Genomic DNA, 16146 nt, shown 5'->3' on the forward strand with positions numbered 1-16146 from the left:
GCAGTCCAGCATTTAAGTGTGTTTATCGGTGCGCGCTGTTGACGTTGCGGATTGCTACGTTCGGCGGCCATGGAGCTGCGCTTGCGAACGAAGACCGGAACGCTGGATGTGCGAAGAGCGCGAACCCTCGTGGCTTCGGTGGCGGCGGTCGCCTTCGTGGCGAAAATGGCGCTCGCCGCCCAGCTGCCCGGCCCCGCCGACGTGCGGTTCTTCGGTGCGTTCGCACGCGCGATCTCCCAGGTGGGTCCGATCCGCATCTACGAGCATCCGATGCCGGGGCTGCCGGTCTACAACCACCCGCCGCTCGCGAGCTGGATGCTGCTCGGACTGGACGAGCTCCACCAGCTCGGAATTCCGTTCGCCACCCTGATCCGCGCGCCCGCGTGCCTGGCCGACGTCGTGTCGGTCCTTCTCGTTTTCGAGATTCTGCGCAAGCGGCGTTCGCTGCGTGCGGCGACGGCGTGCGCGATCGGCTGCGCGGTGAGTCCCGTTCTCATCGCGACATCCGGATATCACGGAAACACGGATTCGGTCGCCATCATGCTGATGGTCGCCGCCGCCTATCTGCTCGTCGACCGCCGCGCCCCGTTCGCCGCCGGAATGTCCGCCGCACTCGCCGTCAGCGTCAAACTCATTCCGGTCGTGGCGATTCCCGCACTGATCGTGGCCGCGGCCAGGGCCGGCCGCCCTGCTCTGGGTCGCTTCGCCGCCGCGCTCGGGGGCGTCCTGCTGCTGCTGTGGGGCCCGGTCGTGGAGACCGTGCCCGAGCCGCTGCGGGCGAAGGTCCTGGAGTACGAGGGCGGACGGGCGCGGTTGTGGGGCCTCGTCAAGTTCGCCGACTGGCTGGGCGCGTCCGACGAGTTCATCGTCACCCTGCACAGCGACTTCCACTTCCTGGTCGTGCTGCTCTGCATGGCCGCCGGGGCCGCTCTCGCCTGGATGCGGCCCACCGCCCCGGCCTACGGCGTCGCCCTGTCACTGACGCTCCTGCTCCTGCTCAGCACCGGCTCGGCCGTCCAGTACCTGGCCTGGCCCGTGGTCGGCCTCTTCCTGTTCGGTCTGTGGGAGGGGGCCGCCTTCAGCGTCGTCGTCGGTGTCGTCACGGTTCTCGTCTACCGGGGCGCGAGCGCCGTCCGCTGGAACGACGCCGCGCTCGTCCTGGCCGCGGCCGGCTGGGTGCTGCTGGCAGCCGGGATCGTGTCCGGCGTCCGCAGAGTCCTCACCGCCCCGTGCCCGCCGTCGGAGCAGGAGCCGGTCACCGTCGTGGCCCCGCGCGCGCAGTCGCCCGCCACCCCCGCCTCCCCCGTCAACTGATTCCGACCGAACCGAAAACAACGGAGAGTAGAGAAGCCCTCGTGATGGAAAGCCCGTGCCGTCCGAGCCCACGGATCGGCATCCTGGTAGTGGCGTACAACGCCGAGTCCACGCTGGAGAGGACGCTCGACCGCATTCCGGAGGACTTCCGGTCCCGTGTCGCCGAGGTGCTCATCCTCGACGACGCCAGCCATGACGAAACGTTCACCGCAGGTTGCCGCTGGTCCCAGCATCCGGGCAATCCGCCGACCGTCGTCATGCGGCACACCAAGAACCTCGGCTACGGCGGCAACCAGAAGGCGGGTTACGCGCTCGCGGCCGAGCGCGGCCTCGACATCGTGGTGCTGCTGCACGGCGACGGCCAGTACGCCCCCGAACTGCTGCCCCACATGGTCGCCCCCATCGAACGCGGCGAATGCGAGGCTGTGTTCGGCTCACGGATGATGCGGGCCGGCAGCGCGCTCAAGGGCGGTATGCCGATGTACAAGTGGCTCGGCAACCGGATCCTGACCCGGCTCGAGAACGGACTGCTCGGCTCGCGGCTCACCGAGTTCCACTCCGGATACCGCGCCTACAGCGTCGCCGCCCTGCGCCATCTGCCGATCGACCGCAACACCGACGCCTTCGACTTCGACACCCAGATCATCATCCAGCTGCTCGACGCCGGGATGCGGATCGAGGAGATCCCCATCCCGACCTACTACGGCGACGAGATCTGTTACGTCAACGGTCTGCGCTACGCCAGGGACGTCGTCAAGGACGTCCTCGAGTACCGGCTCGCGCTCAAGGGCTTCGGCACCTGCCCCTGGATCCCCAAACCGGTCGACTACGCCTTCAAGGAGGGCGACGGCTCCTCGCACTCCGCGATCCTGCGGATCATGCGCAAACTGCCGCCCGGCCGGGTCCTGGACCTCGGCTGCTCCGGCGGGCTGTTCGCGCAGCGCCTCGAAGCCATCGGCCACACCGTCACCGGCGTCGACTTCGTCGAGGTGCCCGGCGTACGGGAGCGCTGCTCGGCGTTCCTTCTCGCCGACCTCGAGGAGGGACTGCCGGCGGACCTCGGCACCGACTTCGACTATGTGGTCGCGGGAGACGTCATCGAGCATCTCTCCCACCCCGAGCGGGTGCTCAGAGAGATCGCGGAGGTGCTGAGCCCGGGCGGGAAGGTGCTGCTGTCCGTACCGAACTTCAGCCACTGGTACGCACGGCTGCGCGTCGCGCTCGGGATCTTCGACTACGACCGGCGCGGCATCCTCGACGAGACGCATCTGCGCTTCTTCACCCGTGGCAGCCTGCGCCGTACGGTGCGCTCCGCCGGCTACGACCTGCTGAGGGTCAGCGCGACCGGCGCGCCCTTCTGGTCCGTGCTCGGCGGCGGGATCCTGCCCAGGGCCCTGGGCAGGCTCTCCGGTCTTCTGACCCGAATGCGGCCGACACTCTTCGGCTATCAGTACGTCGCGGTGCTCACCCCGCACGCGGCGCAGACGATCATCGCTGGGGAGCACGTCGATGTCCAGGACATCCTCAACCACCCGTACGTCCCCGCCGAGCGAGCGGGCCGAGTGGGCGCCGGCACCTGAGCCGGATCGCGGACTCCCTGCCAGGAGGAAGATCTTGTCCCTGCCCAGTCTGCTGTTGCTGCTCTTCGCGGTCTTCTCGTCGGCGGCCGGGCAGATCATGCTGAAGCACGGCATGCGGTCCGCGGCAGCCGCGGCCGAGCACGACGGAGGATCGCTGGTCCTGCGGGCCGCTGCCACCCCATGGGTGGTGTTCGGGCTGCTCGTCTTCGCGGTGTCGGCGGTGGCCTGGATGTCGACGCTGGCGCAGGTGCCGCTGAGCGTCGCGTACCCGTTCAACGCGCTGGGCTACCTGCTGATCGTGCTCGCCGGCTCGACCGTGCTGCACGAGCGGACCTCGATCTGGACGTGGGGCGGCTCGCTGATGGTGGTGGCCGGTCTGATCACGGTGATGGCGGGCCAGCAGCGCTGAGCGCACGGGGGCGGGCGGACCGGGATCACGGTGTCCGCCTGCTCCCGTACGCCGTCAGCCCCTGTGCTCCGCCGGCTCCGGCGCCGTTGCTTTCCCGGCGGCGGGCCCGGCGGGCGGCTCCGGTGCGGTGCCCGCGTCCGTCTGACGCGGTACGGCGACCGGGCGGCGCTCCTCCAGCGGCACCACAGCCGGCAACTCCCGTTCGCCGAGCAGCACATGCCGCACGACCCGCTCGGCGGCCCTGCCGTCGTCGAACGTGCAGAACCGGGCCCGGAAGGCGGCGCGCAGCGCCCGGTTCTCCGCGCTGTCCCAGGTGCCGTCGGAGAAGACCCGGATCACCTCCTCCGTCGTCTGCGTCACCGCCCCCGGGGTGTCGCCGGGCTGGCCGGAGAGCAGATCGAAGCAGACACCGCGCACGGTCCGGTAGATCTCCCAGTCGGGCGCGTGCACCACGATGGGCCGGTCCAGGTTGGCGTAGTCGAACATCACGGACGAGTAGTCGGTGATCAGCGCGTCCGCCGCAAGACACAGCTCCTCGGCGCTCGGATGGTCCGAGACGTCCACAATGCCGCGGTGCCCGGTCAGCCCGCTCTCGTCGTGGAAGTAGTGGGCGCGGACCAGCAGCACGGTGTCCTCGCCGAGTTCCGCCGCGATCCGCTCCGGGTCGAGGCGGCAGGTGAAGGTCCGCTCGTAGTCGCGGAAGGTCGGCGCGTACAGGATCGCCCGCTGCCCGGGGCGGATGCCGAGCCCGGCGCGGGCTGCGGCGATCCGCTCTTCGGTGGCGGTGACCAGGATGTCGTTGCGCGGATAGCCGGACTCCAGATGACGGGCCGCGCTCGGATAGGCGTGCGACCAGCTCTCCGTGGAGTGCGGGTTGGACGACAGGCTGATGTCCCAGCGGTCGACGCGGCGCAGCAGATCCTTGAAGTTGAGCCCCTGCGCGGCGGCCGGGTAGGCCTGCTGGCCCACGCCCATCACCTTGAGCGGGGTGCCGTGGTGGGTCATCACATGGACCTGGCCGCGCCGCTTGACCACGTGATTGGGGAAGTTGACGTTGCTGATGAAATACGTGGCCCGGGCCATCACCGACCAGTAGCGGCGCGTGCCGGGCACCACATGGTCGACACCGGGCGGCAGTTCGGCCGCGGCCTTCGGCGAGAGCACCCACACCCCGCGCACCTTCGGGGCCAGCTCCGCGGCCTTGTGGTGGATCGCGGCCGGATTGCAGCTCACACCGCGGTTCCAGTACGCGCTGTAGACGGCGAGCCTGCGGTTGAGCGGCAGCAGCCGCTGGAACCGGTAGTAGAGAGGGAACAGCCTGCGTGCCGCCCGGCCCCGGACGGCGGGGCCGGCTGCCAGCAGGCCCCGGCGGACTGCCAGCGCCGCATCGAGCCCCCTGAGCCTGCCCCAGCGGCCCCTCGTCAGCAGCCGCAGCCGCAGCGCCCCGAACCCGCCGGGCGACTGGTGGCCCTTCGGCCGGTGGTCCCGGTGGAAGGCCGCCACCGCCCGCGCATAGCTGCGCCGTCGGCGCGGGACGGTCGCGTACGCCTCCAGCAGCTCCCGACAGGCCAGCGCGAACAGCGGGCCGTGCACGGAGTCGAAGCGCGGCGTGCCCTGCAGCGCGTCGAACAGCTCGCTGAACTGCTCGACGAGGTCGTTCGGCGCGACCTGGTCCTCCGGCTCGGCGGGCGCGGGCAGCTGGCGCTGCCCTCGGTGCTCGACACAGGCCACGGGCAGGGTGGCGACGGTCAGTGCGGTCACCAGCGTGCCGAGCGCATAGGTCCGGTCGCCGTACTGGCCCGGGGCGAAGGGCACCTGCCCGGCCTCGTGGAAGTCGCGGCGCACCGCGCGGTTCCAGCACACGGCCGCGACCTGGAGCAGCTCGGGACGATCGGCGAGCGTGCACACGGCGCGGTCGCCCAGCTCGCTCAGCAGCTGGAGGGAGCGGCTGGGCAGCGGCGTACCGCGGAACGGGGTGCGGACATGGCCGTAGAGCAGCACATCGGGGTCCTCGGCGGCCGCGAGCCGGTCGGCGATGCGCTGCAGCGCCCCCGGCAGCAGGACATGGCTGCCTTCCAGGAACAGCAGGTAGTCGCCGGTGGCCCGTTCGGTCCCGGCCGTGCGCCGGCCGTCGGAGCCCGCGGGCTGCGCGAGATGGACGGCGCGCACCCGGGGGTCGCGGGCGGCGATCTCGTCGAGCAGTTGCCCCGAGCCGTCCGGTGATCCGTCGGCGACCCCGATGATCTCGAAGTCGGCGAAGGACTGCGAGAGCACCGAACTCAGGCACTCGCGCAGGCTCCCGCGCACATGGCGGACGGGGACGATGACGCTCAGGCGGGGCATGGACACTCTTTCTCGTCGGTGTGCTTCGGGCTTCTTCGTCAGACGTGGTGCAGCGGAGCGAGCCCGTCGGGGGCGTGCCGCACCGACGACTGCTGCGGTACGGGAACGCCCGCCCGCACCGGCTTCCGGTGCTGCAGCGGTACGAAGGCGGGCAGGCCCCCGGTCTCGTTCAGGAAGACCCGGCGTACCACACGCTCGGCGGCGTGCCCGTCGTCGTAGGGGCAGAAGCGTTCACGGAACGCGGCCCGCAGCTGGGCCGAGCGGGAGCCGCGCCAGTGGCCGGTGGCGAAGATGTCCATCAGTTCGTCCTCCGTGCGGGCCACCGCGCCCGGCGGGCAGGACCGCACGTCGAAGTAGGTGCCGCGGGCCGCCTGGTAGGCGTCCCAGTCGCCGGTGTGCAGCACGATCGGCCGGTCGAGGTTGGCGTAGTCGAACATCAGGGACGAGTAGTCGGTGATCAGCGCGTCGGAGGCGAGTGCCAGGGTCTCGATGCCCGGGTGGCCGGAGACGTCCACGACGCCCGGGTGTGCGGCGGGCATGCCGCCGTCTTGGAGGTAGTGGGCGCGGGTGAGCAGGACGAAGCGCGGACCGAGGGCATCGGCGAGGCGTGCCAGGTCGATCGGCGGGCGCTGGGTGCGGCGGTAGTCGCGGTGGGTGGGCGCGTACAGCACCGCCGTTGCCCCCTCGGGGATGCCGAGCGTCTCACGCAGCCGGGCCACCTCCTCGTGGCTTGTGCGCTGGAAGACGTCGTTGCGCGGATAGCCGTACTCCAGCGTGGTGCACGAAGACGGATAGGCCCTTTCCCACACCAGGGTGGAGTGGCGGTTGGCGGACAGCGAGTAGTCCCACTTGTCGGCATTGGCGAGCAGTTGCTCGAAGTCCGTCGCCGCGCCGGCCGCGGGGCGTTCCTGGAGGTCGATGCCCATCGTCTTCAGCGGGGTGCCGTGGTGGGTCTGCACCATGATCTGGCCGGACCGCTTGACCAGCCGGCGATCGAAGTTGACGTTGTTGACGAGGTATTTGGCGCGAGCGAGTGCCGACCAGTAGGCGAACGTGCCCGGCGTGAGCGTGCGGGTGGCGGGCGGGACGGTGTGGTGGTGCTCGGGTGCGGCGATCCAGGCGGTGCTGATGTGCGGGGCGAGTTCGCGTACGGCCGCCTCGACGGCGGCCGGGTTGCAGGCGTAGCCGCGGTGCCAGTACGCGGCGAACACGGCGAGGTCGGAGCGGACGGGAAGGCGCAGCTGCACGCGGTAGTGGAGCTGCAGCGCCGCGGCCCGCACGGCCCGGTGGCCCCGGCCGGCGATACGGCGGATCCGTGTGCGCAGCAGGTCGGCGGACCACAGGGCCTGGTAGACGCGGTGGCGTCCGCGCCGGATCAGGCCGTGGCGCAGCCGGCCGCGCAGGGGCGGGGTGGCGCCGGGACTGTGGTGGCGGCGGCAGTGGGCACGGGCCCGGCGGAAGAACTCGCCGCGGCTGCCGCGCGGCAGCCGGTCCCGGGCGGTGGCGAGCGTCGAGAAGTGGTCGATCATGCGGCGGAACAGGGCCGGCCTCCACGACGCGAGCTCCGGCCGGGCGTCGAGGAACGCGAACACCCGGTCGTACTGGTCGAAGATGTCGAAGTGCTTGCGGCTGGTGGTGGCGAGGATGTTGCCGCCCTGCCGGCGCTGGCGGTAGTGCACGCACACCCGGTCCAGCGTGGCGATGCCGGAGGCGGCCAGCAGGGCCGGATAGGTCCAGGGGGTGTCCTCGTAGTAGCCGGGCGGGAAGCGGAAGCCCTCGCGCTCGACGAACTCCCGTTTGTACGCCTTGTTCCAGACCACCATCAGCAGCTTCAGCAGCCCCGGCCGGTCCTCGAGCCGGAACGTCGCCGGGCCCTGCTCGGTGAGCAGCGCGGCGAGCGTGTTGCGGGTGATCTCGCCCGTCCAGTAGGTGCGGGCGTAGTCGAAGATCAGCAGGTCGGGGTCGCCGGTGTTCTCGAGCCGTTCGGCGATGGCCTGCAGGGCGCCGGGAACGAGGGTGTCGTCGCTGTCCAGGAAGAGCACGTAGTCGCCGCTCGCGCGGGCGAGACCGGCGTTGCGGGCCTGGCCGAGCCCCGCGTTCTCGGCCAGATGAAGCACGCGGACGCGGGTGTCGCCGGCCGCGACCTCGTCCATGATCGCGCCGCAGCCGTCCGGCGAGCAGTCGTCGACCGCGATCAGCTCGATGTCGTCGAAGGACTGTGTCAGCACCGAATCCAGGCATTCGCGCAGATACGCCTGAACCTTGAACGCGGGCACAATGACGCTGAACCGGGGCACGGCACATCCATGGGTCGGCGCGGGCAGATGGCCCGAGAACGGCCAATGGGGTGACTTGGTTACGCCGCACGTGGCGTATGGGGGACGAACGGGAGAAGGCGGCCCGGTTACGGGGTAACCGACCGCCTTCGCCCCCTATGTCCCAGTGTCAGCGGCTCACTTGACCGCTCCCGCCATCACGCCAGTGACGAACTGGCGCTGGAAGGCGAAGAACACGGCCAGTGGGATGATCATCGAGACGAACGCGCCGGGCGCGAGGACGTCGATGTTGTTGCCGAACTGCCGTACCTGGCGCTGGAGAGCCACCGTGATCGGCGCGGACTCGGAGTCCGCGAAGATCAGCGCGACCAGCATGTCGTTCCAGACCCACAGGAACTGGAAGATGCCCAGCGAGGCGATCGCGGGGCCGCCCAGCGGCATCACGACCCGGGTGAACAGCCGTATCTCGCCCGCCCCGTCGAGCCGAGCGGCCTCCAGCAGCTCACGCGGAATCTCCGCGAAGAAGTTCCGCAGGAGGAAGATCGCGAAGGGCAGTCCGAAGGCCACATGGAAGAGGATCACGCCGATCGTCGTCTCGAAGATGCCGATCGCGCCGAACAGTTCCGACACGGGCACGAGCGCGACCTGCACCGGGACCACGAGCAGGCCCACGACCACCATGAACCACCAGTCACGCCCGGGGAATTCCATCCAGGCGAAGGCGTATCCGGCGAGTGCGCCGATGACCACGACCAGCACGGTCGCCGGGACGGTGATCATCACCGTGGAGAGGAGGGAGTCGGTGATCGCCTCGTTCTGCAGGAGGCGCGAGTAGTTCTCGGTGGTCAGCTGGGCGGGTCTGGTGAAGACCGTCCACCAGCCGCTCTCGCCGATGTCGCCGGAGCCGCGCAGGGAGGAGAGCAGCAGACCGACGGTCGGCATCAGCCAGAACAGACCGGCCAGGACCAGGAAGACACGGAGCGCGCCGCCGCCCGTACGGGCGGCGAGCCTGGCGGCGAGGGACGGTTTCGCCTTCACGGCCGCAGGAGCCGCGATCGCCTTCACGACGGCGTCGGTGGTGGCACTCATCGCCGGCCCTCCCTTCGCATCCGCCGGATGTTGTGCCGGCCCGGGGGGCGACCCCCGGACCCCCGGTAAGGGGCTGCCGTGGTGCGGTGGTGGCTCATCGCCGGCCCTCCCTTCGCATCCGCCGGATGTTGAAGAACATCACCGGCAGCACCAGCAGAAGCAGCAGGACAGCGATCGCGCTGCCCAGGCCCAGATGCGCGTCTGTGCCGAACGACGAGCGGTAGAGCTGGAGCGCGAGGACGTTGGCGTCGTCCTGCGAGGAGCCCGGCGCGATGATGAAGACCAGGTCGAAGATCTTCAGCACATTGATCATCAGCGTGACCAGGACGACCGCCAGGACCGGCGCGAGCAGCGGCACGGTCACCTTGCGGAAGACCTGCCACTCGTTCGCGCCGTCGACGCGCGCCGCTTCGAGCAGTTCGCGCGGAACGCTCGCGAGGCCCGCCGCGATCAGCACCATCGCGAAGCCCGCCCACATCCACACATAGCTGCCGATGATCGCGGGGGTGACCAGACTCGGGCCGAGCCAGTTCACGCCGTTGTACGGCTCCCGGAAGTTCTCCGCGGGCAGCCGCAGCAGGGCCCCTTCGGCCTCGGCCGGCAGCGTGAACGTGCCGTCCGCGCCGGCCCGGGCCTCGGCGACCACCGTGCCGTCCTTGACCGCCTCCACCTTGATGCCCTTGAGTCCGAGCTCCTTGGGGTCGATGGTGTTGGGTCTCCCGCCGCCGCCCTTGGTGAAGTCCAGCCAGGCCGTGCCGGTGATCCTCCCGTCGCCGGGCGCGGGTGCCTTCGCCGGCCTCGCGTCGGACGGCATCTTCGCGGGTGCCACACCGACCAGCGGAAGCCGGACCGGTGCCGTGGCCGTGACCGGCTCCCTGGTGACGAACGCGCCGCCGCCGGCCGCCTTCAGCGGATGCGTGGGCAGTGGATGTGCCTTGGGGAATCCGGCGGATCCTTCGAACGTGTCGTGGACGCCCACCCACACCGCGTTGGCCACGCCACGCTCCGGATCCTGCTCGTACACGAGCCGGAAGATGATGCCCGCGGCGAGCATCGAGATCGCCATCGGCATGAAGACGATCAGCTTGAACGCCGTGCCCCAGCGCACGCGTTCGGTGAGCACCGCGAAGATCAGACCGAGCGCCGTGGCGAGGGTCGGCGCGACCACGACCCAGATCGCGTTGTTCTTGACCGCGGTCAGGATGGTGTCGTCGGTGAAGATCTCCCGGTAGTTGGCGAGCCCCGCGAAGCCGCTGCCCGACTGGTCGAAGAAGGACCGCTGGAGGGAGTACCCGATCGGGTAGACCACGAGCGCGCCCAGCAGCACCAGCGCGGGCAGCAGAAAGGCGGCCGCGACGGCTTTGCGGGTGCCGGTCACGCTCTTGCGCTTGTCGGCGGGGGGCGTCGGACCTGCCGCGCCCCCCGCGGTGACGGCCGACATGACGTCAGCTCTTGTACGCCTTGGCGGCGTCCCGCTCCAGCTTCTGCTGGGTGCCCGCGACGTCCTTCGGGTTCTTCAGGAAGTCCTGCAGCGCCTTCCACTCGCCCTTGCCGGGCGTGCCGCCGAAGGACTGCGGCATCTGGTCGGACATGTCGAAGCGGAAGTCGTCGCCCGAGGCGATCAGCGCCTTGGCGATGTCGCGTTGCACGTCGTTCGGATACGCCGCCGGGTCCAGGGACTTGTTCGGCGAGAGGAAGCCGCCCGCCTCTGCCTGGATCCTCGCGGCATCCGGCGAGGCGAGGAAGGTCAGCAGCGCCTGTGCGCCCTTGCTGTCCTTGAGCGCCACGGCCGCGTCGCCGCCCGTCACCACCGGGGGCTTGGCACCGACGGCCGGGAAGGGGAACACCTTGGCGTCCGTACCGATCTTGGCGTCGGTCTGCGCGATGTTCACCGTCACGAAGTCACCCTCGAAGACCATCGCGCCCTTGGGCTGGTCGCCGCCGCTGAACGTCTGGGTGACCGAGGTGGGGAACTCCGTCTGGAGCGCCCCGTCCGCGCCGCCCGAGATCAGCGACGGCTTGCCGAACAGCTCGGCGAGGGTCGTCAGGGCGTCCTTCACCGACGGGTCGGTCCACTTGATCTTGTGCTGGGCGAGCTGGTCGTACTTCTCCGGGCCCGCCTGGGAGAGATAGATGTTCTCGAACCAGTCGGTGAGCGTCCAGCCGTCCGCTCCCGCGACCGAGACCGGTGTGACACCCGAGGCGGAGATCGTCTCGGCCGTCGCCAGGAAGTCCTTCCAGGTCTTCGGCTCCTGGGCGCCGGCGTTCTCGAAGGCCGTGGTGTTGTACCAGATCAGCGACTTGTTGGCGGCCTTGTAGTACACGCCGTACTGGGTACCGTCCACGGCGCCGAGGTCCTGCCAGCCCTTCGCATAGTTCTTCGCCAGCTGAGCCTTGGCCTCCGCGCCTACGGGCTTGGCCCACTTGCGCTCCACGGCCTGCTGGATCGCGCCGACCTGGGGCAGCATCGCCACGTCCGGGGGAGAGCCACCCGCGATCTTCGTGCCGAGGAAGTTGACGATCGGGTCCTGCGCCGGGACAAAGGTGACCGTGGCTCCGGTGCGCTTCTCGAACTCCTTGAGGACCTTGGTGAAGTTTTCCTGCTCGGGGCCGGTCCAGACGGCGGCGACCTCGATCTTCTCGCCGCTGAGCTTGGGCAGTTGGACCGTCGTGGCCGGATCCTTGCCGTTGCTCCCGCTGTCCTTCGGCCCGTCGTCGTCCTTGTCGCCGCCGCATCCGGCGAGGGTGAGTGCGCCGATCGCGACGCAAACCGCTGCGGCCCTGCCCGTACGAAGAGTTGTGCGCATCTCTGACCCGTCTCTCCCGTGCGCTGCTGTCCCGATCTCCCGTGCGTGCTGTCCTGTGATCCAGGTCTACGCCCGTGATACGGGTGTCGCAATACCGCCTCCGGCGGCAACGGGCCGTTCGTGATGGGCTTGTGACGTCGCATCAGGCCGCAGCGGGGGCGGGAACGGGGTCAGGGACGGGCCGGGGTCAGCGGCTGCACGGGCTTCGCGTCCACCGAACGCGCAGCTCGCTCCAGGGCGCTGGCCAGCAGCGCCAGGTCGGTCGGGCCGTTGCCCAGTTCGCGCACAGGGCGGCGGGTCGGCGGGTCGCCCATCCGCTCCCACTCGAGCGGGACCACAGTGGGACGCAAGGTCGCCGTCCGCGGAATGCGGCCGGTCACCCGCCCGCCCTGGAACGGGGTGACCCGGCCGTCCGGATGCCCGAGCCGACCGCGGCCCGGAGCGGGGTCGTCCGGCCCCGGGGACACGGGCGGCGCATCCAGGACGACCCGCAGCCGGGCATCTTCGGCAAGGGCCGTGTCCGCGGTCCGGTCGGGACGCGAGGACGTCGCCACCAGATGGACGCCGAGCCGCTCGCCGTCCCGGGCCACCGCCTCCAGCGCCCGCACCACGGAACCGGCCGCGGGGCGGCCCGGGCTGCCGAGCGCGGGGGCCACGAGCGCGTCGAAGTCGTCGACCAGCACCACCAGGCGCGGCAGGGGGTCGGGCTCCTGGCTCCTGGTCCGTGCTCCGGGCCGCAGCCGCAGCGTGCCGGATGCGGGGGAGTCCAGATCACCGCGCTGCTCGGCCGTGCCCGCGGTGCCCTGGGCGGCCAGGTGGCCGGTGACGCCGCCCTGCGCCTGCCACTCGGCGAAGCTCGCGTGGCCCAGCAGCTCGGCGCGCTGCTTCAGCTCGGCGCCGAGGGCCTGGGCGAACGCGCGCATCCGGACCGGGTCGCTCGCCACGAGGTGCTCGGTGACATGAGGCAGTTCCGTGCACGCCGCCAGACCTTCGCCGCGCTCGCCGCCCGCTCCGTCGACCAGCAGCAGACCGAGGCGGTCCGGGCGGCCGGCGGCGCAGAGCGAGGCCGCGATCGAGCGCAGCAGTTCCGTACGGCCGCTGCCCGCCGGGCCCTCGATCAGCAGATGCGGGCCCTCCTCGGTGAGGTCCACGGCGAGCGGGCCGCGCGGACCCGCGCCGAGTACGACCGTGCCGTCGCCCGCCGAGGCCCAGCGCGCCATCAGCGACGCGGGCGTGGCGCGAGCCAGCTCCAGCTCGTCCAGCAGCCGTGCCGACCGGGGCAGCGCGGTGACCCGGCCGGGGGAGGCCGCGCCTCCTTCGGTGCGCAGGGGTGCGAGGGCGCGGGCGAAACGCTCCGCCCAGGGCGCCGACACCGCGTCCACCGCACCGACGGTGCCGTGGCCCGCGGGCTGCCCGCCGGCCACGCGCATCAGGCGCAGGGCCGTCGCGACATCGCCGCTGAGCAGGGCGACGGCGCCGCACTCGCGGAACGGCAGCGAGTCCGCGCAGGCCGCCTCGTAGGTGGCGGCGACGGGGGAGAGCGGGGAGGCGGCCGGGGTCTCGGCCACGCAGATCAGGTGGATTCCGGCGGCCCAGCCCGCTCCGGCCAGCCGGGCCGTCGTCTCGCGCAGTTCCGCCGTGCCCGGGTCGCCGTCGACGATCACCACCGTGCGGGGGCCCGTGTGGCGTGCGGCGGCCGCCACGACGGCCTTGCGGTCGGCGCTCGGCCAGCCGGGACCGAGCGGGCCGTCGTCCAGGCGGCGGGTCAGCTCGGCGGTACGGGCGGCGGCCTGGTCCCGGTCGTAGGCGAGCAGCAGCCGGCAGTCCTGGCCGTGCGCCGGGCGCAGATGCGGCAGCCAGCCGAGCCACGCCCACTCGCTCCGGCGCTCCTCCAGGCTCCTGGCACGGTCGGTGCTGATCAGCACGATCTCCAGATCGGCCGGCGAGTGCAGCGCGGCAAGCTGGGCCACGGCGGACCGGGCCAGGCCCGCGAGCCGTGCCCTGGGTCCGGCGAGCCCGAGCGACCCGGCCTCGCGCAGGGCGACCGTCACCGGCACGGAGGGCAGCTCGGCGCGATCGGTGGTGCCGAGGCGCAGGACGAGGGACTCGGGGTGCTCGGTGCCGCGCTCCCACAAGCGGGGTCCAGGGCCGAGTGCGGTGAGCAGCACCGCGGCGGGGTCGGGCCAGCGCCCTCCACCGGTCGCCGTGGCACCGGCCGTCCTGGGCCCGGGGAGACCGAGCTCCTCCGGTGCGCGGTCCTCCCGCCCGCCGGTGAGCCGCCGCGCCCAGGCTCCTATGCCGCGCCTTCGCGGCGGGGTGACGGCCCGCGTCCCGGCCGGGACGGAGAGCGTGTGCCCGTCGGGTCCTTCCCGGCCGGCCAGGTCATCGGCCCTGCTGTGCGCGGCGGGGTCGTACTGAGCGGGCACGCGGGGCGGAACGCCGTCATGGCCGTACGGCCCCGGGGGTGTCATGGCGCCGGTACCGGCGGTGGTGTGCGACGCCCGGCCCGCCGGGGCGTCCCGGCCGGCTCCGGCGGAGCCGAACGGCCCGCGCTGGTCGGCGCGCGCACTGTCGGCCGTCCCGTGCTGCCCGCTCGCCGCGTGCCCGCCCACCGGGCCGGGGGAGCCGTGGCCCCAGTGTTCGTCGATCCCCGCGGTGCCCGACGTCGTCGGGGCCTGCGGCGCGGATGTGTGCGCGGGCGCCCCGTGCCGGTGCCGGTCGTCCGGTCCGGCCGCGCCCGATCCGGCGGAGCCGTACGCCGCGTGCTGCCCGGACGAGGCGGGCGATGCGTCCGGTCCGGACGGGCGCGGCAGCCCGGCGGAGCCGTAACCGTCGGGTGGGGTTGCATCCTGCGCCGCCGCGGCCCAGGACGGGGTCCTGCGGCCCGGCCGCTCCGGCGAGGCGGCCACGGCCTCCTCGCCGCGCACACCGCCCGCCGAGGAGGGCTCCCGGCCCGCTGACGCGCCCCCGGGGCCGTATGCCGCCCCGGCTCCGGCCTGCGGCCTGCTCTGGTGCGGCAGCCCGGCCTGTCCCGTGACGGCGGGCCCGGCCGCACTCGGTGACGCCGGGTCGGCCCCGTCCGCCCCCGGCCGCGTGACCCGCAGATGGCCGTCGCCGTCGGGGGTGGTCGGCAGGGGCGCGGTGCCCTCCGCGTGCGCCAGGCGCAGAGTGGATTCGCCGAGGCGCAGCAGCGCGCCCGCCGGGAGGTGCGCCGGGCGCGCGGTCACGGGTGCGCCGTCCACCGTGGTGCCGTTCGTGGAGCCGAGGTCGGCGACCGTCACCCGGCCGTCCTCCCCGATCGTGACGGCACAGTGCAGCCGTGAGACGTCGGGGTCGTCCAGCGGTACGTCGGCCTCCGCCGAGCGGCCGACGCTTATCCGGCCGCCGTGCAGCAGATGGACCCCGCCCGCATCGGGCCCGGCGACGACATGGAGCTGCGCCGAGACGTCCGTCTCGACGGCGTCCGCCTCACCCGGTGTCTGGAGGGACAGCACCGCGCCGTCCACCAGCGGCGGCTCCCCCAGCGTGCGGCGCTGCGGATCGAGCCGCTCCTGCCCCGAGTACAGCACGACGGAGCCCGAGGCGTCCGGGCCGGAGACGGCGGCGGCCAGACCGGAGGCCACCGCGGCAAGCGCCGTCCCGGCGGGCGCGGTGACCAGCACGTCGCACGGGCGCCCGGCGGGCGCGGACTGGCCGCCGCGCGGCGCGAGAACGGTCAGCCGGATCTGCATCGCCGTCAGCAATCCCTTCTGCGCGGGGTACCCGGCAGGGGAGCCAGCCCTGTGATCGCCCCCACCCGGCAGGTCGGCACGTGCCACGGGTTCCCTCCCCCTGAACGCCGCAGCGCAAAAGGAGGCACCCCCCACGTGACTGTGTGCTGGGGGCATCCTCGCACCTGCCACCGACAACACGCCCGACCGTCATCCGTTAGTGATCTTGAGTGGTCGGCTCTGGGCGCAAAAGTGCCTGATCGGGGTCTGATCCGGAAGGTCCTGGACGTTCGAGGTGACGTTCGCTGCACGGGCGCACGGCAACCATCCGTACGATGCCCGCGTCTGTCTTTCGAACAGGACCGGAAGAAAAGCGACCGCAAGGGCGGCAGACGACGATCAGTACGACGATCCGCCAGTGTTCCGAACTCCGGCACTAAAGTGGGTCGGAACACCGCGCGCGGGCACAGGAACCCCTGGCACGCTCGGGAGCGGACGAGGATCACGATCAGCAGGGAGCGCACGTGCGGCCGGTAGGCAGCAATTATCACGCTGCGAGCGCTGTACTAGATGGCGTTTGACCTGCTCCGCTGTGAGCGTGTTTATGGGAGTTATCTG

9 protein-coding genes are annotated in these 16146 nt (G+C 71.8%); 3 read left to right on the top strand and 6 right to left on the bottom strand.

Annotated elements, in window-relative coordinates; translation table 11 throughout:
- Positions 1 to 81: 81 nt before the first annotated feature.
- Genes ABZ208_RS33305 through ABZ208_RS33315 form a run of 3 tightly spaced genes read left to right on the top strand, consistent with a single transcriptional unit; the run spans position 82 to position 3303 of the window.
- On the top strand, positions 82 to 1314 hold the full coding sequence (locus tag ABZ208_RS33305; protein ID WP_356913178.1) for a hypothetical protein: 1233 nt from the start codon (positions 82 to 84) through the stop codon (positions 1312 to 1314).
- 44 nt (positions 1315 to 1358) lie between these two features.
- Entirely contained in the window at positions 1359 to 2894 is a 1536-nt protein-coding gene (locus ABZ208_RS33310; RefSeq protein ID WP_356913186.1) for a bifunctional glycosyltransferase/class I SAM-dependent methyltransferase, read from the top strand.
- Between the two features lie 34 nt (positions 2895 to 2928).
- Complete coding sequence (locus tag ABZ208_RS33315) at positions 2929 to 3303, top strand: hypothetical protein (protein WP_328400005.1); 375 nt, start codon at positions 2929 to 2931, stop codon at positions 3301 to 3303.
- Positions 3304 to 3357: 54 nt separating this feature from the next.
- Here ABZ208_RS33315 and ABZ208_RS33320 read toward each other — a convergent pair whose 3' ends face one another.
- The 6 genes from ABZ208_RS33320 to ABZ208_RS33345 all read right to left on the bottom strand — a co-directional run bounded on the left by ABZ208_RS33320 (position 3358) and on the right by ABZ208_RS33345 (position 15549).
- Positions 3358 to 5646, bottom strand: coding sequence for a bifunctional glycosyltransferase family 2 protein/CDP-glycerol:glycerophosphate glycerophosphotransferase (locus ABZ208_RS33320; RefSeq protein ID WP_356913179.1), 2289 nt, complete (start codon positions 5644 to 5646; stop codon positions 3358 to 3360).
- A 38-nt stretch (positions 5647 to 5684) separates the two neighbouring features.
- On the bottom strand, positions 5685 to 7943 hold the full coding sequence (locus tag ABZ208_RS33325) for a bifunctional glycosyltransferase family 2 protein/CDP-glycerol:glycerophosphate glycerophosphotransferase (RefSeq protein WP_356913180.1): 2259 nt from the start codon (positions 7941 to 7943) through the stop codon (positions 5685 to 5687).
- 156 nt (positions 7944 to 8099) lie between these two features.
- Complete coding sequence (locus ABZ208_RS33330) at positions 8100 to 9011, bottom strand: carbohydrate ABC transporter permease (RefSeq protein WP_356913181.1); 912 nt, start codon at positions 9009 to 9011, stop codon at positions 8100 to 8102.
- Positions 9012 to 9105: 94 nt separating this feature from the next.
- On the bottom strand, positions 9106 to 10452 hold the full coding sequence (locus ABZ208_RS33335; RefSeq protein ID WP_356913182.1) for a sugar ABC transporter permease: 1347 nt from the start codon (positions 10450 to 10452) through the stop codon (positions 9106 to 9108).
- A 4-nt stretch (positions 10453 to 10456) separates the two neighbouring features.
- A complete protein-coding gene (locus ABZ208_RS33340) occupies positions 10457 to 11818 on the bottom strand; it encodes an ABC transporter substrate-binding protein (protein ID WP_356913183.1) in 1362 nt (453 codons plus the stop codon).
- 170 nt (positions 11819 to 11988) lie between these two features.
- Entirely contained in the window at positions 11989 to 15549 is a 3561-nt protein-coding gene (locus ABZ208_RS33345; protein WP_356913184.1) for an FtsK/SpoIIIE domain-containing protein, read from the bottom strand.
- Positions 15550 to 16146: the final 597 nt, after the last annotated feature.

This window comes from Streptomyces sp. NPDC006208 (genome assembly GCF_040613775.1).
Lineage (GTDB): Bacteria > Actinomycetota > Actinomycetes > Streptomycetales > Streptomycetaceae > Streptomyces.

Bases quoted from the DNA above. Each gene is read 5' to 3' on its own strand.
- ABZ208_RS33310 (WP_356913186.1), top strand. From the start codon at position 1,359: ATGGAAAGCCCGTGCCGTCCGAGCCCACGGATCGGCATCCTGGTAGTG.
- ABZ208_RS33340 (WP_356913183.1), bottom strand. From the start codon at position 11,818: ATGCGCACAACTCTTCGTACGGGCAGGGCCGCAGCGGTTTGCGTCGCG.
- ABZ208_RS33345 (WP_356913184.1), bottom strand. From the start codon at position 15,549: ATGCAGATCCGGCTGACCGTTCTCGCGCCGCGCGGCGGCCAGTCCGCG.
- ABZ208_RS33320 (WP_356913179.1), bottom strand. From the start codon at position 5,646: ATGCCCCGCCTGAGCGTCATCGTCCCCGTCCGCCATGTGCGCGGGAGC.
- ABZ208_RS33330 (WP_356913181.1), bottom strand. From the start codon at position 9,011: ATGAGTGCCACCACCGACGCCGTCGTGAAGGCGATCGCGGCTCCTGCG.
- ABZ208_RS33335 (WP_356913182.1), bottom strand. From the start codon at position 10,452: ATGTCGGCCGTCACCGCGGGGGGCGCGGCAGGTCCGACGCCCCCCGCC.